The sequence below is a fragment of the Sinorhizobium sp. CB7 genome (assembly GCF_041357635.1).
In the GTDB taxonomy this organism is placed as follows: domain Bacteria; phylum Pseudomonadota; class Alphaproteobacteria; order Rhizobiales; family Rhizobiaceae; genus Rhizobium.
This window is the reverse complement of record NZ_JAULLL010000005.1, coordinates 14,214-37,436: the sequence shown is the minus strand read 5'-3', so window position 1 is coordinate 37,436 and position 23,223 is coordinate 14,214. Positions and strand designations below refer to the sequence as shown.

General features: G+C 57.7%; 22 protein-coding genes. 12 read left to right on the top strand and 10 right to left on the bottom strand.

The genetic code is table 11. From position 1 onward, the window contains the following. Positions 1–6 precede the first annotated feature (6 nt). The 3 genes from AAE029_RS11050 to AAE029_RS11040 are packed head-to-tail and all read right to left on the bottom strand — an operon-like array spanning position 7 to position 3,201. Positions 7–927 (bottom strand): ABC transporter permease subunit, encoded by a 921-nt coding sequence (locus AAE029_RS11050; protein WP_371072886.1) that lies wholly within the window; start codon positions 925–927, stop codon positions 7–9. 2 nt (positions 928–929) lie between these two features. Continuing rightward, complete coding sequence (locus tag AAE029_RS11045; RefSeq protein WP_371072885.1) at positions 930–1,922, bottom strand: ABC transporter permease subunit; 993 nt, start codon at positions 1,920–1,922, stop codon at positions 930–932. Further along, a complete protein-coding gene (locus tag AAE029_RS11040; RefSeq protein ID WP_371073168.1) occupies positions 1,909–3,201 on the bottom strand; it encodes an extracellular solute-binding protein in 1,293 nt (430 codons plus the stop codon). The genes AAE029_RS11045 and AAE029_RS11040 overlap by 14 nt, the downstream gene beginning before the upstream one ends. 201 nt (positions 3,202–3,402) lie before the next feature. Between AAE029_RS11040 and AAE029_RS11035 the strand changes: the two genes are divergently transcribed. Further along, positions 3,403–4,338, top strand: a complete 936-nt coding sequence (locus tag AAE029_RS11035) for a sugar-binding transcriptional regulator (protein WP_371072884.1) — start codon at positions 3,403–3,405, stop codon at positions 4,336–4,338. 72 nt (positions 4,339–4,410) lie between these two features. On the opposite strand, the gene AAE029_RS11030 is transcribed toward AAE029_RS11035, so the two are convergent. Next, a complete protein-coding gene (locus AAE029_RS11030; protein WP_371072883.1) occupies positions 4,411–5,322 on the bottom strand; it encodes a LysR substrate-binding domain-containing protein in 912 nt (303 codons plus the stop codon). A gap of 124 nt (positions 5,323–5,446) precedes the next feature. On the opposite strand from AAE029_RS11030, the gene AAE029_RS11025 reads away from it, so the two are divergent. The 5 genes from AAE029_RS11025 (at position 5,447) to AAE029_RS11005 (ending at position 10,396) form a co-directional block, all read left to right on the top strand. Further along, positions 5,447–6,184: an SDR family oxidoreductase gene (locus AAE029_RS11025; RefSeq protein WP_371072882.1), complete on the top strand. Its 738-nt coding sequence runs from the start codon at positions 5,447–5,449 to the stop codon at positions 6,182–6,184. A 57-nt stretch (positions 6,185–6,241) separates the two neighbouring features. Next, positions 6,242–7,141: an SDR family oxidoreductase gene (locus AAE029_RS11020; protein ID WP_371072881.1), complete on the top strand. Its 900-nt coding sequence runs from the start codon at positions 6,242–6,244 to the stop codon at positions 7,139–7,141. Between the two features lie 263 nt (positions 7,142–7,404). Further along, positions 7,405–7,782, top strand: a complete 378-nt coding sequence (locus AAE029_RS11015) for a hypothetical protein (RefSeq protein WP_371072880.1) — start codon at positions 7,405–7,407, stop codon at positions 7,780–7,782. Between the two features lie 195 nt (positions 7,783–7,977). Continuing rightward, positions 7,978–9,315: a hypothetical protein gene (locus AAE029_RS11010; RefSeq protein WP_371072879.1), complete on the top strand. Its 1,338-nt coding sequence runs from the start codon at positions 7,978–7,980 to the stop codon at positions 9,313–9,315. Positions 9,316–9,571: 256 nt separating this feature from the next. Further along, positions 9,572–10,396, top strand: a complete 825-nt coding sequence (locus tag AAE029_RS11005) for an alpha/beta fold hydrolase (RefSeq protein ID WP_371072878.1) — start codon at positions 9,572–9,574, stop codon at positions 10,394–10,396. A 180-nt stretch (positions 10,397–10,576) separates the two neighbouring features. Here AAE029_RS11005 and AAE029_RS11000 read toward each other — a convergent pair whose 3' ends face one another. Next, entirely contained in the window at positions 10,577–11,476 is a 900-nt protein-coding gene (locus AAE029_RS11000; RefSeq protein WP_371072877.1) for a LysR family transcriptional regulator ArgP, read from the bottom strand. Between the two features lie 101 nt (positions 11,477–11,577). Between AAE029_RS11000 and AAE029_RS10995 the strand changes: the two genes are divergently transcribed. Beyond that, a complete protein-coding gene (locus AAE029_RS10995; protein WP_371072876.1) occupies positions 11,578–12,186 on the top strand; it encodes a LysE/ArgO family amino acid transporter in 609 nt (202 codons plus the stop codon). Positions 12,187–12,215: 29 nt separating this feature from the next. Here the strand turns inward: AAE029_RS10995 and AAE029_RS10990 are convergent, their stop codons facing one another. The 4 genes from AAE029_RS10990 to AAE029_RS10975 all read right to left on the bottom strand — a co-directional run bounded on the left by AAE029_RS10990 (position 12,216) and on the right by AAE029_RS10975 (position 18,250). After that, entirely contained in the window at positions 12,216–13,604 is a 1,389-nt protein-coding gene (locus AAE029_RS10990; RefSeq protein WP_371073167.1) for an MFS transporter, read from the bottom strand. Positions 13,605–13,977: 373 nt separating this feature from the next. Next, positions 13,978–16,515 (bottom strand): two-component system VirA-like sensor kinase, encoded by a 2,538-nt coding sequence (locus tag AAE029_RS10985; RefSeq protein ID WP_371072875.1) that lies wholly within the window; start codon positions 16,513–16,515, stop codon positions 13,978–13,980. Then, the gene (locus AAE029_RS10980) at positions 16,463–17,506 is read right to left on the bottom strand and encodes a cytochrome-c peroxidase (protein WP_371072874.1); all 1,044 of its coding nucleotides are present in this window, start codon (positions 17,504–17,506) and stop codon (positions 16,463–16,465) included. Before AAE029_RS10980 ends, AAE029_RS10985 begins: the two co-directional genes overlap by 53 nt. Positions 17,507–17,524: 18 nt before the next feature. After that, complete coding sequence (locus AAE029_RS10975; protein ID WP_371072873.1) at positions 17,525–18,250, bottom strand: winged helix-turn-helix domain-containing protein; 726 nt, start codon at positions 18,248–18,250, stop codon at positions 17,525–17,527. Between the two features lie 700 nt (positions 18,251–18,950). Here AAE029_RS10975 and AAE029_RS10970 point away from each other — a divergent pair. Next, positions 18,951–19,445, top strand: coding sequence for a cytochrome c (locus tag AAE029_RS10970; protein WP_371073166.1), 495 nt, complete (start codon positions 18,951–18,953; stop codon positions 19,443–19,445). Between the two features lie 101 nt (positions 19,446–19,546). Here AAE029_RS10970 and AAE029_RS10965 read toward each other — a convergent pair whose 3' ends face one another. Beyond that, complete coding sequence (locus AAE029_RS10965) at positions 19,547–20,302, bottom strand: SDR family NAD(P)-dependent oxidoreductase (protein WP_371073165.1); 756 nt, start codon at positions 20,300–20,302, stop codon at positions 19,547–19,549. 555 nt (positions 20,303–20,857) lie between these two features. Between AAE029_RS10965 and AAE029_RS10960 the strand changes: the two genes are divergently transcribed. From AAE029_RS10960 to AAE029_RS10945, 4 genes are all read left to right on the top strand, one after another. Further along, positions 20,858–21,445: a L,D-transpeptidase gene (locus AAE029_RS10960; RefSeq protein ID WP_371072872.1), complete on the top strand. Its 588-nt coding sequence runs from the start codon at positions 20,858–20,860 to the stop codon at positions 21,443–21,445. 181 nt (positions 21,446–21,626) lie between these two features. After that, positions 21,627–21,758 carry an ABC transporter gene (locus tag AAE029_RS10955; protein WP_371072871.1) on the top strand — a complete coding sequence of 44 codons (132 nt, stop codon included), beginning with the start codon at positions 21,627–21,629 and terminating at the stop codon, positions 21,756–21,758. A 157-nt stretch (positions 21,759–21,915) separates the two neighbouring features. Continuing rightward, positions 21,916–22,545: a hypothetical protein gene (locus tag AAE029_RS10950; protein WP_371073164.1), complete on the top strand. Its 630-nt coding sequence runs from the start codon at positions 21,916–21,918 to the stop codon at positions 22,543–22,545. 84 nt (positions 22,546–22,629) lie between these two features. Beyond that, entirely contained in the window at positions 22,630–23,217 is a 588-nt protein-coding gene (locus AAE029_RS10945; RefSeq protein WP_371072870.1) for a protein-S-isoprenylcysteine O-methyltransferase, read from the top strand. The last annotated feature ends 6 nt before the right edge of the window (positions 23,218–23,223 follow it).

Sequence of the window (23,223 nt, the reverse complement as noted above, 5' to 3'; positions counted from 1 at the left end):
TTTGTTCTATTTGCCTGAATCCACCAAGCCTTTGGTGAACCAGCGTTGCATCAGGAGGATGACAAGGACCGGCGGGATCATGACGAAGAGCGATGCGCTCATGACGATATGCCAGGCCGGCGGCTGATCCGGGGTGGGGACCAGTTTCTTGAGCCCCAGAATGACGGTCGCCATGTCCTTATCGGTGGTGAAGAGAAGCGGCCAGAGATACTGGTTCCAGTTGGTGATGAAGAGGATTATCGCGAGCGCCGCAATGTTCGATCGCGACAGCGGCAGCAGCATGTCGCGGAAGAATTTGAGCGGACCGGCGCCATCGAGCTTCGCCGCTTCGCAGAGTTCGTCCGGCACGGTCAGGAAGAACTGCCGGAAGAGGAATGTCGCGGTTGCCGAAGCGATCAGCGGCAGGATGAGACCGCTATAGGTGTTGACGAGATTCCATTGCAGGACCGGTTCGATGCGGTAGCCGGTAACGCTTTGGATGGCGCCTGAAATTCCTGTTGCCGAGAGCAGTTCGCGAATCGGTCCGGCGCTATCGGCCACCGCCTCGTAGGTCGGGATGATGCGCACCTCGATCGGCAGCATCAACGAAATGAAGATGAGCCAGAACACCGTCATGCGGAACGGAAAGCGGAAATAGGTGACGGCAAATGCAGCCGTCAGCGAAATGGCGATCTTGCCGAGGACGATGCCGAGCGTCACGATGATGGAATTCAGATAGAGCCGACTGAAATGCCCTGCTTCCCAGGCGGCCTTAATGTTTTCGAGCAAATGATCACTCGGTAGCCAGGGAAACGGCGTCTGCTGCAGTTCCTCCATCGTCAGCGAACCGGCGACGATGGCAAAATAGAGCGGCACGCAGACGAAGGCCGCTCCCAGGACGAGCACCACATGCGAGAAGATGGAAATTCCAAGCCGGCGTTCGATCATGATTACACCTGGTAATTCACCTTCCGCTCGACGGCGCGGAATTGCAGGATGGTGAAGACGATGGCGACCGCCATCAGGATGACGGACTGGGCAGCCGAGGAGCCGAGATCCATCTGCACGAAGCCGTCGAGATAGACCTTGTAGACGAGCGTGCTGGTCGAACCGGCAGGTCCGCCGCCGGTGACCGTGTCGATGATCGCGAAGATCTCGAAGAGCCCATAGACAATGTTCATGATGATGAGGAAAAACACCGTCGGCGTGATCAGCGGCAGCGAAACCGTCAGGAAGCGCCGGATCGGGCCGGCGCCATCGAGCGCGGCTGCCTCCTCGAGCGATTTAGGAACGGCAAGCAGCGCTGCCGATAGGAAGATGTAATCGTAACAGACATGCTTCCAGACCGTCGCAATCAGCAGCAGTGCCTGCGCGTCACCCGGCCTGAGATTGGGATCCCATGCGATGCCGTATCCGTGCAGGAATTGCGCGACGGGGCCGACGGAAGGATTAAAGAGAAAAGCCCAAATGGAACCCGAAACGACGGGCGCGACCGCATAGGGCAGCAGGATGATGACCTTGTAGATGCCCCGCCCGCGAATAACGTTGGTAGTGGCGAAGGCCAGCAGAAGCGCAAGCAGCAGCGTCACCAGCGCCTGGACCATCGTAAACCATAGCGTCAGGATGACGCTCTCGCGGTATTCCGGGGTCGCGAAGAGCTGGGTGAAATTGGCGAGGCCGACGAAAATCGACGTCTGGCCGAAAGGATCCACCTGCACGAAGGCAAGCGACAGCGCCTTCCAGGACGGAATGAAGAAAAAGAAGCCGAGGATCAGCAATTGCGGCGCGACCAGCGTCAGAGGCAAGCCGAGCCGGCGAAAATGCGCCTTTTTCAGGCCATCCTCCGATTCGCGCGGAAGCAGCCGCCTGACCAGCAGGAGCAAAGGCAGCCGGGAGCGCGCGGTCGCGCTCCCGATTTGCGATATGGCCTCACTTGCCGGCATGAAGCTGCTCGTATTGGCGCAGGATCTGGTTGCCGCGGGTGACGGAGGAGTCGAGCGCCTCCTGGACACCCTTCTTGCCGATCCAGACACCCTGGAGTTCCTCGAGCAGGATGGCGGTGGACTGGTTGTGATTGCCGAAGCGGAAGCCTCGGGAATTGTCGTTCGGCTCGCCGCGATTGAGTTGCAGCAGCGCGATCTCGCGGGTCGGATGCTCCTTGAAGTAGCCCTCCGCTTTCATCTCCTCATAGGCCTTGTTGGTGACCGGAACATAGCCTGTCTGCTCGCTCCACCAGACCTGCGTCTCCGGCTTGGCGACGAAGTTGAGGAAGGCGGCTGCCCCGGCTTCTTCCTCCGGAGACTTGTTCTTCAAGACCCAGAGGGCCGCGCCGCCGATCGTGCTGTTCATTGGCGTGACGCCTTCCTCATGGGGAAGGAAATCTGCACTCCATTGGAACTTCGCCGTCGATTCCACGGCCGCATGGGTCGCCGTCGAGGCGATGAAGGTGGCGCAGGTGCCGCCGGTGAACATCTGGGCCGGGTTCAGCCCCTTGCCGGCGACCTGCAGTACGCCGTCGTCGATCCAGCGCTTCATCCGCGTCACCTGGCCGACGACCGAAGTCTTGTTGTAGGTGAATTCGGTGTCGAGGCCATCGAAGCCATTGGCGCGCGTGCCGAAGGGCTGGTTGTTGATCGCCGAATAATTCTCGATCATGCTCCACTGGTAGTCGGCGGCAAGCGCCATCGGGCACTGAGTGATGCCCTTTTCCTTGAGCGCATAGAGCTGCTTCTCGAGGCCCTGCCAAGTGTCGGCGGGCTTGTCGAAACCGGCGGCCTTGAACTGATCGGCATTGTACCAGAAGATCGGCGTCGAGGAGTTGAAGGGCAGCGCTGCCGGCTTGCCGTTCACGATATAGAAGCTTGCGACCGGCTTCACGAAGTCGTTCCAGTCGATCGTGTAGCCTTCGGAGGCCATGAGCTCGCTGACGGGCACGACGGCGCCGGAATTGAGCATCGTCATGAAGCCGCGCTCGGCGGCCTGCAGAATGACGGGATGCTGACCGACGCGATAGGCAGCCACCATCGCCGCCATCGTTTCTTCGTAATTACCCTTGTTGATGCCGACGACCTCGTACTTGTCCTGGGACGCATTGAAGTCGCTGATCAGTTTCTGCACGGTCTCGCCCAGCTTACCGCTGATCGCATACCACCATTCCACCTTTACCCGATCGGCCGCGAAGGCCGAGGTCGATGTCAGCAGAAGCGACGCCCCCATCACCATGCCGGCGGCTGCCTTGAAAATTACCGAAGCCATTTGTTCTTCCTTCAACTTCCGGAGTAAGTGTCCACTCCGGGGATGATTGATTGCCGGCTCCCCGCCTCTCCGCGCGAGCCGTCCGCTGCCGAACCCCATCGGCTGAACCGTTGACTAAGTTACAGATGTTACATCGATGTGACATTTGTGAATCTTGAGGATTTGCTCATGGAGCAGCAGGAATTGATGGTGAAGGCCGCCTGGCTCTATCACGTGGAAGGCATGACCCAGGCCCAGATCGGCGAACAGATGAACCTGACACGCCGTCGGGTGAACGAGATCCTGGCTGCCGCGCTCGAAGCCGGCATCGTGCGGATCAGTTTCAGTTCACCCCTCGCCGCGAATATCGAGCTTGAATCAAGGCTGCGCAGCCGTTTCGGCCTGCAGGATGCCGTTGTGGTCCCGACGCCCGCGGATCCCCGGCAGTTGCATTCCGTCCTCGGCCGCGGAGCGGCGACCTATCTGGATCGGCTTGTCCAGGCACGAAAACCGGGTTCGATCGGCGTCGGATGGGGCTCCACCCTACGAGAAACGGTGCACCACATGAGCGCGGCCAACGAGCCGCAGATGGAGGTTCGCTCCATGATGGGCGGCCTGACGCACGGCTCCGAGATCAATACGTTCGAGATCGTGCGCAGCTTCGCGCAGGTGCTGAAGGCGCAATGTCTCTATTTCGCAGCGCCGATCTATGCGGAAAGCCCGCAATCGCGCGAAGCGATCATTTCGCAATCCGTCTTTCAGAAGATCTTCCGTCAGACTTACGGCGTCGATGTCTCCTTTCTCAGCGTCGGCGACGTTTCAAAGCAATCGCTGCAGGTGCGCTATGGCCTGCCGGAAAGCACAAGCGCAGAGGATCTCATCGCCGTCGGCGCGGTGGGCGATCTGCTTGGCCGGTACCTCGATGCCGATGGCGATCCCGTTGATCATCGGCTGAACGAGCAGGTGCTTTCCCCGGAACTCGATGACTACAGGAAAATCCCCTGCCGCATCGTCGCATCGGGGGGCGCCCACAAGCATGCGATCCTGCGTGCCGTCGCAAAGTCGGGCTTGGCGACGATCCTTATGACGGACGAAAACAGCGCCGCCGCCATTCTGGAGGATTAAAAATGAAAAGGATGCGTTCCGTCCATCGGAAGGAGCCGCGCCGGGTCACGTTACCGATTTGCATGGCGCTTGTCAGGCTTGCGCCGGCTGAGGTTGCATCCGGCTCGCGAACTCGCGAACCGCCCAGTCGAGGAACACCCTGACCCGGGGAGAAACCTGACGGCTTCGCGCGTAAAGAAGCGAGACCGGAGCTGGTGGCGGCGGCCAATCGGCAAGCACGGCAACCAGCCTTCCATGTCTCAGATCATCTTCAATGTGAAAGCGCGGTACCTGCGCGAGCCCGAGATCAAGGCGGACACCGGCAAGGAAGCTTTCCGGGCCGGTGACAGACAATGGGCCCGGCAGGATCACGCTTCGCGTCGAAGTCCCTGTCGTAAACTCGAAGGGAACGAGCGCCCCGGTGCTGAGCAAGCGAATACCCACCATGCGGTGATTAACCAAGGAGTCCAGATCCTTCGGGACGCCGAACCGATCCAGATAATCTGGTGTCGCGCACGTCACACGGTCGAGCAAGGCAACCCTGCGCGCCACCATGTCGCTGTCGGCAAGATTGCCATAACGCAGCACGCAGTCGACACCTTCCTGCACGAGGTCGACCCATCGGTCGCTCTCGCTCATGGTGAGCTCGATGTCAGGATACTGCGCGAAGAACGAGGGCAGACCCGGCATCAGGAAATGACGCGCCAGCGTTCCCTGCACGTCTACCCGCAGCATGCCCTTTGGCCTCGCGCCCTTGAACGCGCCGTCGGCATCTTCGACATCATGCAGGATGGCGAGGCAACGCCGGTAATAGACCTCGCCGTCCAGCGTAGGCTTCACCGTCCGTGTCGTCCTCTGCAGAAGACGGACTCCGAGTCTTTCCTCCATCTGTTTGATCACCTGCGTCGCGGTCGACCGGGGTACTTCGGTATCCTGGGCAGCCAGCGTGAAGCTGCGTCGTTCGACGATTCGAACGTACAGTCGCATCGCTTCCAAGCGATCCATTCGCCTCTCCCATTGTTTGTTTTGATAGAACAGTAATGTTGATTATAGTCAGATTATCCCGTCGGAACTAGCTGCCATATTCCTCTCAGTTCGCTGCCAACGGCGAATTGAAAGGAGAACCGACATGAATACCGAAACGAAAGTAGCAATCGTCACCGGCGGCTCCCGAGGCATTGGTGCCGCGATCGCCGAACGCCTGGCAGCCGACGGCTTCACCGTCCTGGTCAACTTCGCCGGCAACATCGACGCTGCTGAAGCTCTTGTCAGCAGGATTGAAGCCGCGGGCGGTCATGCCCTCACCGCCCAGGCCGACATCAGAGATCCGCCGGCTGTCGCCCGCATGTTCGATAGTGCCGAAGCGGCGTTTGGCGGCGTCGACGTGCTGGTCAACAATGCCGGCATCATGAAGCTCGCCACCGTCGCCGAAACCGACGACGAGCTCTTCGACAGCACGGTTGCGATCAACCTCAAGGGTACTTTCAATACGCTGCGCGAGGCTGCACGCCGGCTGCGCGACGGGGGCCGGATCATCAATGTGTCGTCCAGTGTCGTCGGGCTCTATCAGCCCAGCTACGCCGCCTATGCCGCCACGAAGGCGGGCGTCGAGGCAATGACGCATATCCTCACCAAGGAATTGCGCGGTCGCAACATCACCGTCAACGCCGTTGCCCCGGGACCGACCGCAACGGAACTGTTCTTCGACGGCAAGCCGCAGGAGGTCATCGAGCGGCTGACCAAGCTTTCTCCGCTCGAACGGCTGGGCAGGCCCGAAGATATTGCAGGCGCAGTCGCACTTCTTGCCGAACCGGACGGTGGCTGGATCAACGGTCAGACGATCCGCGTCAATGGCGGCGTCATCTGACGCGGCATCAATCCAGCGCAGCGAAGTCAAATCTTATCGCAGAAAGGAGACATCATCATGAGCAAGATCATTCTCGTTACTGGCGCTTCCAGCGGTTTCGGCCGCCTGGCTTCCGAAGCACTCGCCGAAGCAGGCCACAGGGTCTATGCCTCGATGCGCGACACCGCCGGCCGCAACGCACAGCAGGTGGAGCAGATTGCGACCTTCGCAAGAAAGACCGGCGTCGACCTTCGCACCGTCGAACTGGACGTCCAGTCCCAGGAATCAGTGGACGCGGCAGTCGCCAAGGTCCTTGCGGACTCCGGTCGTATCGACGTTGTCGTCCACAATGCCGGTCACATGGCCTTTGGCCCCGCAGAAGCCTTCACGCCTGAACAATACGCCCAGCTTTACGACGTGAACGTACTGAGCGCGCAGCGCGTTAACCGAGCCGTCCTTCCGCATATGCGCGACGAGAAACAGGGATTGCTGGTGTGGGTGTCAAGCAGCAGTACGGCCGGCGGCACGCCACCGTACCTGGCGCCCTATTTTGCAGCCAAGGCAGCCATGGACGCCATGGCCGTGCAATATGCCCGCGAACTGTCGCGCTGGGGCATCGAAACCTCCATTGTCGTCCCTGGCGCCTTTACCAGTGGCACCAACCACTTTGCGCATTCGGGCCAACCCGCCGACAAGGCTCGGGTCGCGGAATATGAAGCAGGGCCCTATGCCGGTTTCGGCGAGCAGGTTCAGGAGGCCTTCGCGGCAATCGTGCCGCCGGATGCGGATGCTTCGACTGTGGCGGACGCCATCGTCAAGGTTGTCGACACTCGCTTTGGCAAGCGGCCGTTCCGGGTGCATGTTGATCCGACACAGGACGGTGCTGACATCGGCTTCACCGTGCTTGACCGCCTGCGTGCGGAGATGCTGCACCGCGTCGGCCTCGCTGACCTCCTCAAGCCAAGGGTTCTGATCTAGATCCATTGGGCAATTCCACGAAAAGTGCGAAGCGGTTTTTCCGTCCGGAACTGCATAGAAACAAAAGGGCTGTAGCGGTTCTACGAAGCTGAACTGCGCTAAGAAACAAAGATGGCAGGGCCGTGTACGAACGGTCCCGCCATCTTCGCGCATGATATGCTAAGCAGCCGCACAGACCAGAATCTTTCGGGCGGTTTGCTTCTTCGGACGGAAGCGCTAGATTTCTCCGGTAGCCGACGAAGGAGCCTGGGAGGAGCGATTTCATGAGGAGAATGTGGCCCGCAGAATTCAATTCCGTTCTCCACGGAGCGGAGGCAGTCACGCTGGAACTATCCGGCACGGCGGAGGGCAAAGATGATGCACACATGCCGATACAGAAAAGGGCGCTCAAGGCTCGCATTCCCATGGAGCAATATGAACGTATCTGGCCATTGGCCGAGATGCGCTTCCGGTTGGATGACCCTGATTTTGCGGGAAAAGCGATCACGCTGATCACGACCAATCCCCATTATCATGCCTGGCATCCGGCGGATGGAGGCAGCGAGGAGAGTGTCTCGGATAGCGGCAGGCACCATAAAACGGATTATGTCGTCGTACACTTCTTGCTGGACGAGGTGAAAGAGACGGCGCCCGTACGCTAATCACTTATCTTCAGAACAGTAGACTCGATATGCATGGACGCCGAACCTCGAACTTCGGGGATCGGCTATTCCGCCAATTTTGTTAAGGCTGTAACGCCATCCGTATCATCGATAATCGTTTTCTCCGGTTTCGAAACGCCCCCGTAGGCAAGCCGGTACAATCTCTGTCCTTGACCACGACGGAGGCGAATTTTCATGACCATATCATCGAATTGGAAATTGAACCCTTGGCTTAAGATGTTTCGGGAAATGCATGCGGGCGGCTCGATCGCCGGCATCGTGAGGAACCCTGGTACGGGAATTCGGACGAAAAGCGAGCACTTCGTTGACGCTTCGCTTCCGACGCTGGTCTCCCACTGCATCTCTCCACTCGATCTGATGAGGACGATCGAATTCGCGGTCCGCTGCGGCCTTCCCCTCGCCGTCTGCCACGATCAACCGGAAGCGGCCGAATCCTTGACCAACGTCAGCATCGATATTCGAAGGGCGCACTACGATCATTTGCTGCAGGAAGCCGAGACCGCACGCGCGATCATAGCCGATCTATCGGCAATGCGCGGTGTTCACGTCGATGTTCCGACACAAATTGCGACCGCCGGCGCAAGCGCCAGCACGCGTGAGGTGACGGCGGCCGCAAGCCGGTTTCGCCTAAGCCCGGCAGGCGGTGGCAAAAATCCGTCAAACCTCGTCGACCTCCTTGCCACGGGTGGATTCACCCCCTTTCTTGGCGACACCTCTCCCGCGCCCGGTTCACTTGTCAGCGCCCAGATCGTACTGCCCGGTTGCCGGATGCTGAATGCATCGGCGTTCGAGAACACCGATATTTTCCGCGCCATACGCAACGGGGAATGCGACTTTGGCGTCGTTACCTCCTACCAGTTTCGTCTGGAGACGACGCATGAGCGACGTGCCGGGCTGATCTTCTTCGCATGGTCGGAGCTCGAACGGGTCGTCAACGGCTATATGAGGGTCACCGCCTCGGCTCCGCCCGAGCTTTCCCTCTCATTGGGCATCCTCGTCGGCGCCAACGGCGAGAGGACGATCATGCTGGCGCCGTCCTGGAGTGGAGATCAGGCGCGCGGTCAGCAGACGCTCCTGCAGCTCCAGGACATAGGTACGCCGCTTCTGGTCGTCAGCGGCGACGGCAGTGCGCTTGCGACAATGGCACTCCACGATACCTATCTTCGCGGCAGACGTTCCTACGATCGAAGCACGTGGAAAGTGCCGGATTTCTCGCCCGAAGCCATCCTGCATCTCGCAGGCGACCAAACGGCATTGCCGCCTTTCTCCACGGTCCTCTTTCATCCAGGTTCTGGCGCGTTCGATCGGCATGCTGGCGAAGCGGCAGAGCAACGGGAGCATCCCGGCGTGGAAATCATCTCTCCGGCAGGAAGCCCTAACAACGAATGGATGAAGCAGTTTCGCCACAGGCTCTCGCGTCTCTCCACTTTCGATCCGGTAAGCCGGCAGGGAGCGGCTGCATTGAGAAGGAAATATGATCCGAACGGCGAATTGTCGCTGCTTCTGAATTAGAGCAATTGCAGGAAAAGTGCGAAGCCGTTTTTCCGTTCAAAATTGCGCAAAAGACAAAAGGTCCGGTAGTGGCTCTTCGCTTCCGCCAAAACTTGAGCCGCATTGGAGCGCCGATCCAAAGAACCATGCAGTGGGCCGCCGGCAGGCTGAAGAATCCTGCCGGACCGACCGCATCCTTGAGATGCCATCACACAGGCAACAGATGTCCCTTGATCCCGGAAAAATAAGACGCCTTGCCGCGATCGCCGGCTCGCAAATGAGCTATATAGACGTCGGGGCGGGCGACACCGTTGTTCTCGCCCACGATTATCTCTGCGATGCGGAGATGTGGCGGGCCCAGATCGATGTACTGTCAAAGCAGTATCGCGTGATCATTCCCGAACTCTGGGGTCACGGGAAAAGCGGCAGAATGCCCTGGGGCACAAAGGATCTGAACGATATCGCTTACCACCATGTCGTTCTACTCGATCATCTCGGTGTCAGGGACTTCGCCTTGATCGGCCTTTCGGCCGGCGGCATGTGGGCGGCAGAACTCGCGCTCATGATTCCACAACAGGTCACCGGCCTTGCGCTGCTGGGCTCATATGTCGGTCCTGAGCAGACCGAAGACCGGGAGCGTTACCTTTCCATCCTTGCTGAATTCAAATCCAGGCGAGCGCCGTCCGATCATGATGCCGATACCATTGTGCACTGGTTCTTCTCTCCTGAAGCCATTCGTCTCAATCCTCTTCTCGTTCAGAATTTCAGGGAGCGCCTGCTGGAGCCGAAGAATAAGCGGATTATCGACACTCTGGTGGCAATGGGCCGCATCATCCTGAACAGAAGAAATGCTTTGCCGGATCTTGCAGATCTAACGGTTCCGGCAATCGTCATGACCGGCCAGCATGATCATTCCCATCCTCCGAAGGAGGGTTGGGCGATGGCGAAGGCGCTGAACTGCATGTTCATCGAATTGCGCGGAGCCGGCCATCTCTCATCGATTGAAGCGCCCGAGGAGGTCACCCGGCATCTGCTCGGTTTTTTGGCCCATATAAAGCGCGACGACTGCAACGATAGCAAAGCGGATAAAGGGCGGCTCTAGCACTACAGCGCCGTGCGTCCTTTCAGACGCACAAAGGTCGCTGTATCGCTTTGAGTTGCTGCATGTTTCCCTAAATCGGATCCGATTGGGGAAACATGCGGCAGCGCGTCCGGCAAGCGCTTGTCACCAACTCCACTTCTACCGAAGTAGATGGCAAATGCCCCGACACGGCAACGCTGTTCAACCCAATAGTTGGTATCTGGCTGTCGTGGTGACCTCGCGTGTAAGCTCGGCCAGCCGATCAGCCGCAAGACGGTTCATTTGCCAATACAATGGAACGTCCAATGGGGTGTCGGGGATCAGCTCGACCAATCGTCCGGATTTCAGATGCTCCCGCGCGAATTGGATCGGATTCATGCCCCATCCCATGCCCGAAAGGCTGGCTTCGATAAAGCTCTGCGGCGAGGGCAGCCAGTGCGTTGGATAGGTAAGGTCGTCTCCGAGCGTCTGACGTATCCACTGGCTTTGAAGCCTGTCCTTCTGGTTGAATGTCAAAGCCGGCGCGTTCATGATCGCCTCCGGGGTGACGCCCTGTGCAAAATGCCGGGCAATGTATTCGGGGCTCGCCGTCGCATGATAGCGTAGGGCGCCGAGAGAGATGCGCCGACATCCCTGGATCGGTTTTTCCAGACTGGTGACGGCGGCAATCACCCGTCCTCGCTGCAACCATTCGGCGGTATGGTCCTGATCATCGATCGCGATATTCATGAGATAGCGGGAGTGCTTGGCGAAGTTTGACACCGCCGTCAGAAACCATGTCGCGAGGCTGTCGGCGCTCGTCGCAATGTGAAGCGTCAACCCTTGCCTGGGTTCACCTGGATCGATGAGGGTCGGCAGATGCTCGAACAGCTCGCCTTCGAGCATGCCAACATTCTCCATATGGCGGCAAAGCCATTCGCCCTTCTCCGTTGCGGTGCAGGGATTGCCCCTCACGATCAGGACGACGCCGAGGCGCTCCTCAAGCTGCTTTACCCGCTGCGAGACCGCCGAAGGCGTCACATTCAGGATGCCCGCGGCCTTTTCGAAGCTGCCTGTTTGAACGACCGCAGAGACGGCACGGAGGGCGGAATAATCGAGCATAACTTAGTTTCGCTTAATCGGACTTAGCAACATTAACTAGCCTGAATCCTTCCATCGCGATACCGGAAATGCTTCACTCGTTTCGGAGCGTTTCGCCAAGCATGAGTTTTTCGATTTACGCAACGGGTCTCATGATGGGGCTCAGCCTGATTGTCGCGATCGGCGCACAGAATGCTTTTGTCCTGCGTCAGGGCCTGCGCAATGAGCATGTCTTCGCCGTCTGCCTTGCATGCGGCTTGTCCGATACCTTGCTGATCGTGATAGGGGTGACCAGCTTCCAGCAAATCGCGGCGCTGCTGCCTTGGCTCGATCCGGTCATGCGCTACGGTGGAGCAGCGTTCCTGATCTGGTATGGAGCTAAGAACCTCTATTCCGCCTTGCGGTCGTCCGGAGCGCTGGCGGCTGGAGAGGCGAGTCCATCGAGCTTCCGGCAGACCCTTGCTACATGCATCGCGCTCACCTGGCTCAATCCGCACGTCTATCTCGACACGGTCGTGCTGCTCGGCACGATCTCGACCCGATTTCCGGGACGTAAGGTTTCGTTTACGGCAGGTGCCGTGACAGCCTCTTTCCTGTTTTTCTTTTCGCTCGGTTACGGCGCGACATGGCTGCGACCAATCTTCTCGAAGCCGTCGTCCTGGCGCCTTCTGGAAACGCTCATTGCTTTTACCATGTGGATGATCGCCTCCAGACTGCTGAGCGGGATGTGAGCCCCTGCGGCACATGCGTCCAAAATTGGTCAAGGCGTGGTGGAAGCGCGCTCCGCGTTGTTTCCGTCCGAGAGTGCTCTCAACTCCTCGATGCCGACCTCCGACTCGACCACTTCCCGATGGGCAACGAGATAGATGCCGAGCAGGAAGGTCAGCGCCGCGATGAACAGGAGATAGTAGGCGTGGGCCATCGAACTCAGCGGGATCAACAATGCGACGACGACTGGCGTCAAGCCACCGAAGACCGCATAGGCAACATTGTAGGAAAAGGAGACCCCTGTGAACCGGACGCGAGCCGGAAAGGCGCGGACCATGACATAGGGTGCGACACCTGCCATGGCGACCGCAAGGCCCATGACGCCATAGAGGAGGAAGAGGAGTAGCGGTGAAACCGCCGCGTAAGTATAAAACGCGAAGGTCGCGGCCCCAAAAAACAGGCTGGCAACCAGGAAGAACCTGCCGGAATCCACGCGATCGATAATCGCACCGGCGACCGACGTACCAAGAATGAGAAACAGACTGCCGAAACTGGTGGCCGCAAACGATTCTTCGGCGGTGTAACCATACAGTTTCTGCAGAAAGGTTGGCGTCATCAGCGTCGTGACGACGATGCCGGCTGACAACATCCAGGTGAGCAGCATCGAGATGATGATGCCGCGCATGTGATCGCGAAGCACAGCCTTCAGCGGTAGCTCGGGAACGAGCAAACGGCTTTTGCGCATCTCCGCGAAGACCGGCGTCTCCCGGAGCCAACGCCGAAGATAGACCGCAACGAGACCGAATATCCCGCCAATGAAGAAAGGGATGCGCCAGGCATACGCGGCAAAATCGTGCGGCGTGAATACGGAATTTATGATGGTTGCGATGAACGAACCAAGAAGGATGCCGAGCGTCAATCCGGAGCAGAGGAAGCCGCAGGCAAAACCGACGCGACGGAAAGGCATGTGCTCGGCGACGAAAGTCCAGGCTCCCGGTACCTCGCCGCCAATCGCGGCACCTTGCAGTATGCGCATTGCGACCAGGAGGATCGGAGCTGCGATGCCGATCGACGCATAGGTGGGCATCATGGCTAAGCCAAGCGTCGAAAGCGTCATCAGCAGGATCGAAAAGGCGAAGACGCGCTTTCGCCCGAAGAGATCACCGAAATGCGCGAGTATGATGCCGCCGAGTGGCCGGAAGAAATATCCGGCGGCGAAGATGCCAAAGGTTTGGATCGTCACGAGCCAGTCTGGCATATGGGGCGGAAAGAAAAGCTTGCCGATGATCGTCGCGAAGAAGACGAAGATGATGAAATCATAGAATTCCAAGGCACCGCCAAGGGCCGCAAGACCGAGAATGCGAAAATCCTGGAACGAGAGGCTACGAGGCGCTGCCGTGGTCCCGATAGCAGACGGCACCAGATCATACTTGCCCGTCATCGGAGTCATTCTCTTACCTTCACCTGAGTGATCCCCTCCGAATTCCAGGCACCCGAAGTCGCTGCTTGAGAATCCCGGCGCGACAATCGCGGCTGACGCACACCAGAGATCGGATTAGTCTGTTGTGCCATGCCTGTGATCTCCGAAGCCTCGGTCACAAGAAACGTGGACAACAACCTCCTGCGATCTATGCAGGAGTATATATCGTCAAATTGTCCTGATTGTTTCACGCCTTGAGAATTCCCGCTACAATTGAAATATTCAGCGCAATGCGTGAAAATTGTTCTCGATTCGAACTCGCTGCAACCATCGAAGCATTCGACGCGCAGCTATTTTCAATCTGCAGGATAAAGACTACGGATGAGTGTCAACCTTATGCTTCGGCATTGATTTTCTTGAAGATGGCACTTGCCATGCTTTTGGAGCTTACCGGCTTTTTGAGCGCGCCCAATTGCCTGAGACGTTGCTCGCTCATTTGTCCGCTGCGGCCTTGGTCGGCGACGAGCAGATATGGGATATCGCCGAACAGACGATCCAGTTCCGAAGGTGTGATCGACATTTCCAATGAGGCGACGTCGAGGATGACAAGATCGGCATGCCCGCCACTGAATTTGAGCCACGCCATGATTGCGTCCAACTGCGAAAAACCGACCGGTTCATATCCCAGGGCCGCAAGCTTTTCCTCATACATCATGAGCAAGGGTTTTTCTTTTTCCAGGATGACCACCGTCTGCCCCTCGCCCAGCGGCACCGGCCGCTCGTTGAAAAACTGCCTCAGCGGAATCGGTGGGAGGCGGGAAGCCGGGAAGAACAGGTCGAAGCGCGTTCCCTTGTCGACACGGCTGTCGACGTTGATCTGCCCGGCAAGACCGACAACGTTTCCATGCACGGCCGAAAGTCCAAGACCTGTGCCGCCGCTGCTCGATTTCGTTGTAAAGAACGGTTCAAAGATATGAGGCAGGACGCCTTCGGGAATTCCTTTACCGTGATCGGCGACGCTGAGACGAATGTAATCTCCTGGCTGCAGTTCCCCATGGGAGAGCTCTCTTTTGAACTTCACCTTCACCGGGCGAACATCGATTTCGACCCGACCCGTTTCGCCGGAGGCTTCCGAAGCATTCTTGCAGAGATTCATCACGATCTGCTGGATTTCGATTGGATTTCCGAGAATGACCATCGGCTTTTCGGGAACGTGCGCGCTTAGCTCGAACGTATCCGCCAGAGAAACTTGCAGGAGAGGAATAATATCGGACACGGCTTCTCCGACATCGAACGGCTTGCTGGTTCTTTCGCGTTTGCGGCTGAATGTCAGGACCTGGTCGATGATCTGTTTTGCACGCTCTCCGGTCGAGACAATTTCCTGCACATAGTGCTTTGTTTGAGAGGGCCGGCGCAGAATTTGCAGCGCCATTTCGCCATATCCAAGCATCGCGCCGAGAATATTGTTGAATTCGTGAGCGATGCCCCCGGCGAGCGTGCCGATCGCCTCCAGCCTCTGGGAGTGCTCGAGGCGTGTTTCCAGCACCTCCCTCTCCTGCCGACTGCGATAGTAGTCCACGCATCCGATCAGCGTTTCGATCGTGCTTTGCAGCAGGATGACATCGTCGCTGCTGGGCTTCGGCCGGGATTCGTCATAGCCGAATATGAGCATCGCCGCGGAACCGTTGGACGTTTCCATTCCTATCGCCGCCCCGGCGCTTACGGCATCGCGCGTGAAGGCGAAGTCGTCCTTCCGCTGCAAGTTCCTGTAGAAAAAGCGGTGACGGGATGGATTGGAGGTTGGCCCGTCACGGCGCAATGTCTGACCAAAATCCAGCATGTGCTGAGGGGAAAGCGGACTTGGGGCGACGTTTGTCGCGTGGGTTTCCTCGATCTCGCCATTTTCGAGATTGACGATGGCCCATTCGCAATAGTCGGCATCGAAGAATTGCTCGATGATATCGAGCGCATCCTTGATCGCAATCGAATAGTCCTGCTGTGACAGGTTGGTGAAGCAGGCTTTCACATCGTTCATCGCTGATTCGAAATCGAGACGCTGCGTAAGACGCTCGGTTTGCGAACGCAGACGATAAACAAGAAGGGCAATGTATCCACACAGTGCGACGGATATGGACCCAAGCAACACGCGGCTCCAGGAGGCACGCGCGCTCACTGTGCCATAGGCCTCGAGATACTCTCGCTGCAGATCCTGCGCGCGCGCTGACGTATCCGAGGCCTGGATCGCCGACATCATGTCATCGACCGTCGGCGTGGTAACCAGAACCATGCGACCATGCGTCACCAGCGTTTTCAGGTCGGGCACGACAGCTGCGTTCGATCTCTGCAGACCGTCGAGCTGGATGCGAATTTGCTGTGCGAGATCCTGTTGAGGTTCTGCGGAAAACCGCATCATCAGGTTGCCGAGGTCGTTCGAAGTGTTCACCGCACGCTGCATTTCCTGATAGGGGCTCATATGCAGCTCACTGAGGATCTGGCTGAAGATGCTCAGCGAGTTTTGCAGAAGAGCGTTCCGCGTCTTGAACTCCTCCACCAGTTTCTCGTCCCTGTCGATGGAATCCGACAGATCGTCGACGAGGGCCTCCAGGGCACTGTTGTCGTCCATGTCGGCTTCCGATAGCAGAAATCTCAATTTGCCGACCGTATCGTGCAGATTGACGATGGATTGCACCAGGGGATCGTAGTTGCGCAGCAACCCGGCGCGTGCCTGCAGCACGTCGCGTTGCAGGGACGCGTGATTGAGATCCACGGCACGAAGCGCGGTCAAAATCGCCTCATGCGTTTCTCTTGAAGGGCCTCGCCCTGCCGCCAGAATTGCAAACAGGATGGCGCACAATATCACAAAGACAATGCGCCAGGGTTCACCGGTTATCTTTCGGGGGCGCCGCTTTGAGCCTATGTCCTTCGTATTCACCGGTTAACGTCCTTAGAAAGGCGACGATTGAGGCCACATCCGCCGGCGGCAGTTCTCGGCCCAATTGACTTCGCCCCATGATCATGACTGCTTCCGACAGAGTTTCTGCCCGACCATCGTGAAAATAGGGCGCGGTGACTTCCACGTTGCGCAAGCTCGGCACCCGGAACACGCCTATGTCACGATCGGCGCCGGTAATCGTCCAACGGCCGAGATCCCCGTCGTTGACGGCCACGCCCATCGGCAGCGGCTCTGCAAAGATACCGAACTTCTGAAACATGTTGCCACCCACATTGGAGCCCTGGTGGCAGGAGGCGCAGCCATAATCCTTGAAAAGCTGATAGCCTTTCTTCTCTTCCTCGGAAATCGCGTTCTTGTCTCCGCGAAGATATCGGTCGAAGGGAGCGGGCGTCACCAGGGATCGCTGGAATGTGGCAAGCGCGTTCAGGACATCATCGCGATCGGCACGCTTCCCATAGGCTTTTTCAAAAAGCATCCGGTAAACCTCGCTTCCCTGGAGGCGGGATAGCAAAGTCTTCCAGTCGACGGCCATCAGATTTTCATCCAGCAGCACCTGCTCGTTCTGGGCTTCGAGCGAAGTGAAATTGCCACGCCAGCCGAGCCTGTAATTATTGGCGACATTGAAGATAGTCGGTGCATTGAAGCGATGCATTCTGCCGTTATAGCCGATCGTTCGCTTCAAATTGACGGTGCCGCCGGCGTTAAGATCGTGGCACGAGGTGCATGCCAGCATATTCTTGCTCGAAAGAAGGGTATCGCTGAAGAGCTTTTTCCCAAGCGCGACCTTATTCGGATCCAGCACCGGGGGAGGTGGCAATGGCGCAATCGGATCCCGGGGGGAAGGACCCTCCCCCTCGTCCGCAAGCGACGCGGCGCCGAATGCAATGACGAAGCAGGCGAGTGTGGCTACGAAGACTCCTAAAAGCCCCGGCAATACGCCTGTGGAAAATAGCCTCCCCGGGAATATCAAAATCGCCTCCCCGAGATGTTAAGGCCTGGCTTTTGCCCGGTCATCGACAGAAACATCCGCGTCGAATATGTACCCCGCGCCTCGCTCGGTCTTGATCAATTTCGGATTGGAAGCGTCCTTTTCCAATTTCCGCCTCAGGCGCAGGATCAGGACATCGATGCTCCTGTCGAAAACCTCCTCGTCGTGCACACGGCTTGCGGCCAGCAACTGCTCACGCGAGAGGACCTGCCGCGGTGCCTTCAGGAAAGCAGCGAGCAAATTGAACTCTCCCGCCGTAAGCCGAACCTCCTCCTTGCCTTCATAAGTCAGCTTCCGTTGCTTGAGGCTCAGCACCCAGCCATCGAAGGAATAGGACTTTCGGTCCTTCTTTTCTTTCGGTGCCGGCTTTTCCCGCAATGACGCGCGGACGCGCGCAAGGAATTCGCGCATGCCGAACGGCTTGGTGATGTAATCCGTGGCGCCGAGTTCCAGGCCGACGACCTTATCGGCCTCTTCCAGACGGTCACCGCTGATGATGATGATTGGGGCATCGGAATTGCTGGAAAAGTTCCTGACGATTTCCAGTCCATCCTCATGCCCAAGATTAAGGTCTACGACCATCAAGTCGACCGTTTCGGTTGCAATGACTCTCGCCAACTGCTGGCTGTCGCTGACGCCGGTAACCCTGAACGCATACTGCGAAAGATAGTCGATCAGCAGATTGCGCATGTTGGTATCGTCGTCGACCACGAGAACATGCTTCAACTTTCAACTCCAGTCTGTCTAACTGCCTTGAGTTCAATTGGCATGCGGCCTTCTGCAAAAAATCTCTCACGAGCTTTGCGACCCTAAAAATGGTGATGCAAGCGCATGATTTCCAGCCGGGCGCGGGGAGGGATATTCACAGCGGGAGCCAATGACCGGCAAATGCTCTCACAACTAATACCTATAAGTTGAGCATATAATTCCGGATAACGATTTCAAAGGTGTTTCAAAAGGAAAAAACGGCTGCATTTGTAACAAAGCCGTTAGGCCCCGACGCTGCAAGGCAGCAAACAGCGCGCCTTTGGCTCTCACCGCAAGACCTTACGTTACCGCGCCGTGCGTCCTAAAAGATGCATAAAGGTCGTTGTAACACTTGAATTTCCACAACCGAGCGCAGGCTGACCTCAAGCCAGCGACAATCCGCATCGCGGTAGGCCCGGAGATAACAACAGTGACCGGCCACGGGCTGTCGCCGCAGTCCGGATTACGATCGTAACACTTTTCATACCTCGCGCAATGAACCGCTAGCGCGCGCTCCATAGGAAGAAGGTGCGTCAAGAGAGTGCCGGCTCCAATCGAGCGCGCTCGACGCTCAGAAAATCGATCCCGGTTTTCGGTATATGCGGGGGAAATCAAGACGATGCTATTCTCGAGGATTAATCAATTTCGGCCGCTGGTAACGACTGCCTGCGCTCTCTCGATGCTTGCTGCAACCGGCCTATGGTATCAATATGCTCAATCCGCGGACGCGCGGAAATTGCAGATCGAGCGGGGGCGCTATCTCGTGAATTTCGGTGGATGCAATGACTGCCATACGCCGGGCTATTTCCTTGGGAAGCCGGACAAGGAGCGCTTTCTCGGCGGATCTGATGTCGGATTTTTTGTCCCGGGTCTTGGCTCGTTCGTTGGACCTAATCTCACTCCGGACAGCGAAACAGGCCTCGGAGAATGGTCGAAGGAGGAAATCGTCGCCGCGATACAGACCGGCGTCACACCCAGCGGACGCATTCTTGCTCCGATCATGCCCTGGCACGCCTTTGCAAACCTGACAAAGCCAGATGCGTATGCCATAGCCGACTACCTGCAGAGCCTGCCCGCCGTTAAGAACGAGGTGCCAGGCCCCTTCGGCCCCGAGGAGAACCCAAATATTTTCCTCATGAAAATCGTGCCTCCTGAAACCGGCAATCCGCAATAGAACCAGCCCACGGCCCTCAGAAGGACCGCGTTCGAGCGAGCGCAAAGGGCAATGCAGAGCATCTTCATGCGTTCAAGTGATTCGGCTTGAACGCATATAGCCTAATGGGCGCTGTAAGCTCCGTCCACCAGGTGGTAGCTTCCGGTGATGAAGCTCGCCTGCTCCGACAGGAGGAAACACACAAGGGCCGCCACTTCTTCCGGCTTTCCACGCCTTCCCATTGGCTGAAGCGCCATCATGCGTCGGGTGTTTGCAATCTCCGAATGCTCCGACAAAAGCGGCGTCTCGATCCAACCGGGGCCGACGGTATTGATTCGGATTCCGAATCGCGCATATTCCATTGCCGCAACCTTCGTCAGTCCTACAACCCCATGTTTAGCCGCCGTGTATGCGCATGTGGTTGGCAATCCAACGGAACCAAGAACGGAAGACATATTGACGATAGCGCCTCCCCCCTGTTTCAGCATGGCGGCGATCTCGTGCTTCATGCAGTAGAAAACACTGTTAAGATTGACGTTTATCAGCTTGTGCCAGTTGTCGAGCGGATAGTCTGCCGTGGCCTTTCGGATGCCGTCGACACCTGCGTTATTGACCGCCAGATGCAGTCCGCCACAATTCTGAACTGTGAATTCAAACAGCTTTTCCACAGCCTTAGCATCACTGACATCGACCGTGAAATCACGAGCCTTGCCTCCGTGTGCGCGAATCTCGGCGGCAATTTTTTGCGCGGCGTCCGAATCAAGATCGGCCACGACAACCTCGGCTCCCTCCTCCGCCAGTTGCCGGCAGATAGCGGCACCTATTCCGGAACCTCCGCCGGTTACCACGGCGATTTTCCCTTCGAAGCCAAGCTGCATCATATCCATCCCTCATGTCTCCCGCCGCAACCTAGTCGAGCAGAGGCGGAGCAATGACGCAAGAGGTTTGTCGACTGCTACGACGGGGCAGCCATTACGACAGCCTGCAAACTTTACCGATCCTGCGCGTCTCCCTCGTCACCTTGCAACTGCTGATTCGCCCCTTCTCGCCGATCTGCGGCAGTCTGTTACCTACAGCGCCGTGCGTCTTATCGGACGCACAAAGGCCGCAGCAGGCGCGGTCCTTTTTCCTGCTACGCATGATAGCAGCGGAAAACAAGATCCACCGAGCTCCCGCCTTTGCCCTAAGCCATCCTTCGATAAGCGGGAAATGACCAAGCCGACCTGTCTTATTGGATGAGAACATGGCACATCTGGCCCGCTGTGCCTGAGCCTCCGGCGATGCGAGAATGACCTGTTCTTGGACGTTGACTGCTGTAATGCCGGCGGAAGCAAAGCATTGTAAAGGTCAGTTTGGTTCGGGTACTTGGCCAGCAAGCTTCGTGATGGTAAAGACGAAGTTGGCTGGGGTGGCCGAATGCTTGGCAGGTAGAAATGGACAAGTATCATATGACACGCCGAGCACTCGTGCTGGGCGGGGTGGCCCTTATGGCCTCTGGATGTGCTTCGAGTTGGCCGCAGCCCTTTTCGTTCGGGTATCCGGCAACTCCAGGTCCCGAGCGTCGCTTCCGACGGCGGGAAGTGCAATATGACAGCGACATGCCGCCTGGATCGATCGTCGTCAATACGGCGGAACGTTACCTCTACTACATCGAGGGGAACGGCTATGCGATGCGATACGGCGTCGCCGTGGGTGAGGAGGGCCTTACGCTCAAAGGTAATGCAACCGTCGGCCGCAAGCAGGAATGGCCGTCGTGGACCCCCACCGCCAGCATGATTCAGCGCAAGCCCTGGCTGGCGCAATATGCAGGAGGTGTCCCTGGCGGGGAAAACAATCCACTTGGTGCGTCTGCCCTTTACCTCTACCGCGGCAGTCAAGACACCTATTTCCGGATACACGGAACAAACGAGCCTTGGCTGATAGGCCATGCGGTGTCGAACGGCTGCATCCGTCTGACGAACGAGGACATCACGGACCTCTATAGCCGAACGCCCATCGGGACAAGGGTATTGGTCATCTGAGGGTGTTTGGCCCAATCGTAAGTATCAATTTGGGTCATATGCTTGAGGTATTAGTAACAATTCCGTGACGATGAGAGACAACTGTGTCCTTTTTGCACTAGGCACGGACGTAGTTTGCCACTAACAGTAGATTGGCTTGCCTTCGATAAACCTGTTTCCGAGCAGAGGAAAGGACTTCTTGATGAGCAAACTCCTGATCGTAATGGTTGCTTTGTTTTCCGTCGCTAGTCTGAGCGCCTGCGATACGATTGGTAAAGGCAAAGGGAAAGCCCCGCCGCCGGCAGCCGAGCCAGTAGCGCCGATAACCAAATAATCTGAAGTTTGGCGCGTGGGGAAGGTTGATTCATCCTTCCCCACGACCAAGCAACCGGGTCTGGACCGGCTTTACGGCTTACGGCAAGCCGTCAGTGGAGTGGGTAAAGCTGGTTTTGGCTCTGCTCTCATTAGCATCTCAGGGAGAGAGCGTGGCAGTGTCGCTTATAAGAGGCCGCTTATTGCCTGTGGTCTTGCTGGTGCTCGCACTAGCATCATGTCAGACGGAGGATGGGAAGCCCGAGCCTCCTTACGTATCGACTTACCAGGGCAAAGGTGCGAACAAGGGCTCCACAGCCTCTGTACCAACCCAGGCGAAAGAAAGTCAGTACGCCGTCGAGTTCCGTTCCCGTTACGCTCTGACCTATGGCCACACCTACGTGGTGTTCGGAAGAGTGGACAAGGGTGGAAATATCATTAATCCGGAGGTTGCGGGTCTTGCTCCGGCGTCACCCGACGCAGCGCCCTATGTACTGGGGCACTTTGTGCCGGTGCCGGCAACAACCGGCTGGAGCGATGGCGATCTGGAAGAAGAATACAGGTCGGCAAGTTGGAAGGTTTTGATGAACCAAGCCCAATATGACAAGACCGTGGCATACATCCGAGGACTGCAGTCTCGGTCGAAACTCTGGAGTGCGACGGTCTATAATTGCAACGCTTTCGTGGCCGATATTGCGCGTTCCATGGGTTACCAAACGCCGGGAATCTGGCTGCGCCCGCAGCAATTTGTTACAAAGCTTCGTGAGATGAACGGGGGTTCGAATGCGAGCGTTGCTCGCACGGGCTGACCGCAAGGTCATATCCGAATTGAACGCAGCTCGCGATGCAAGTTGCAGTGATCGGGGAAAAGGATCTGGTGACCAAGAGTGGGCATGTCGGTAGCGACCGTCGGTGAAATCGTTTGGGTGCTCGGCATCGTCACATGGTACATTATTCGGCGCCCGTTCGAGCGCCGCGCACGGCGTGTGCGCGTCGTCAATGATCGTCGCTCGGGCACTGACAGGGCGGGGCTTGCGGCAGCTCTCCTGGGCCTTTCGATCTTGCCCGCGCTGTATCTTGCGACCGGTATTCCGAAAGTGGCCGACTATCCGGCCCGGATGTGGGTCGTGGTCCCCGGGGCAGTGATATTCTTCGCTGGGATCTGGCTCTTTCGTCGGACCCATAAAGAGCTCGGCAGGAACTGGTCCATCTCGCTGGAGATTCGCGACAAGCACGAACTTATCAGTGGCGGGCCGTACGCCCTTGTTCGTCACCCAATGTACAGCTCCTTCCTGCTCATGGCCGTTGGTCAAGCCTTGCTACTCTCGAACTGGATGGTCGGGCTGGCGGGCTTGATCGGTTTCGCAGTTCTTTTTTTTCTGCGGGTGGACAAGGAAGAGCATATGATGCTGGAGACCTTCGGCCCGCAGTACCGCGCCTATATGGAGAGAACTAAGCGAATTATACCGTATATTTACTAGAGGTGG

Bases quoted from the DNA above. Each gene is read 5' to 3' on its own strand.
- AAE029_RS10990 (WP_371073167.1), bottom strand. From the start codon at position 13,604: ATGACGGGCAAGTATGATCTGGTGCCGTCTGCTATCGGGACCACGGCA.
- AAE029_RS10995 (WP_371072876.1), top strand. From the start codon at position 11,578: ATGAGTTTTTCGATTTACGCAACGGGTCTCATGATGGGGCTCAGCCTG.
- AAE029_RS11040 (WP_371073168.1), bottom strand. From the start codon at position 3,201: ATGGTGATGGGGGCGTCGCTTCTGCTGACATCGACCTCGGCCTTCGCG.
- AAE029_RS11020 (WP_371072881.1), top strand. From the start codon at position 6,242: ATGAGCAAGATCATTCTCGTTACTGGCGCTTCCAGCGGTTTCGGCCGC.
- AAE029_RS11025 (WP_371072882.1), top strand. From the start codon at position 5,447: ATGAATACCGAAACGAAAGTAGCAATCGTCACCGGCGGCTCCCGAGGC.
- AAE029_RS11035 (WP_371072884.1), top strand. From the start codon at position 3,403: ATGGAGCAGCAGGAATTGATGGTGAAGGCCGCCTGGCTCTATCACGTG.
- AAE029_RS11045 (WP_371072885.1), bottom strand. From the start codon at position 1,922: ATGCCGGCAAGTGAGGCCATATCGCAAATCGGGAGCGCGACCGCGCGC.
- AAE029_RS11010 (WP_371072879.1), top strand. From the start codon at position 7,978: ATGACCATATCATCGAATTGGAAATTGAACCCTTGGCTTAAGATGTTT.
- AAE029_RS11015 (WP_371072880.1), top strand. From the start codon at position 7,405: ATGAGGAGAATGTGGCCCGCAGAATTCAATTCCGTTCTCCACGGAGCG.
- AAE029_RS10960 (WP_371072872.1), top strand. From the start codon at position 20,858: ATGGACAAGTATCATATGACACGCCGAGCACTCGTGCTGGGCGGGGTG.
- AAE029_RS10945 (WP_371072870.1), top strand. From the start codon at position 22,630: ATGTCGGTAGCGACCGTCGGTGAAATCGTTTGGGTGCTCGGCATCGTC.
- AAE029_RS11050 (WP_371072886.1), bottom strand. From the start codon at position 927: ATGATCGAACGCCGGCTTGGAATTTCCATCTTCTCGCATGTGGTGCTC.
- AAE029_RS10965 (WP_371073165.1), bottom strand. From the start codon at position 20,302: ATGCAGCTTGGCTTCGAAGGGAAAATCGCCGTGGTAACCGGCGGAGGT.
- AAE029_RS10970 (WP_371073166.1), top strand. From the start codon at position 18,951: ATGCTTGCTGCAACCGGCCTATGGTATCAATATGCTCAATCCGCGGAC.
- AAE029_RS11005 (WP_371072878.1), top strand. From the start codon at position 9,572: ATGAGCTATATAGACGTCGGGGCGGGCGACACCGTTGTTCTCGCCCAC.
- AAE029_RS11000 (WP_371072877.1), bottom strand. From the start codon at position 11,476: ATGCTCGATTATTCCGCCCTCCGTGCCGTCTCTGCGGTCGTTCAAACA.
- AAE029_RS11030 (WP_371072883.1), bottom strand. From the start codon at position 5,322: ATGGATCGCTTGGAAGCGATGCGACTGTACGTTCGAATCGTCGAACGA.
- AAE029_RS10955 (WP_371072871.1), top strand. From the start codon at position 21,627: ATGAGCAAACTCCTGATCGTAATGGTTGCTTTGTTTTCCGTCGCTAGT.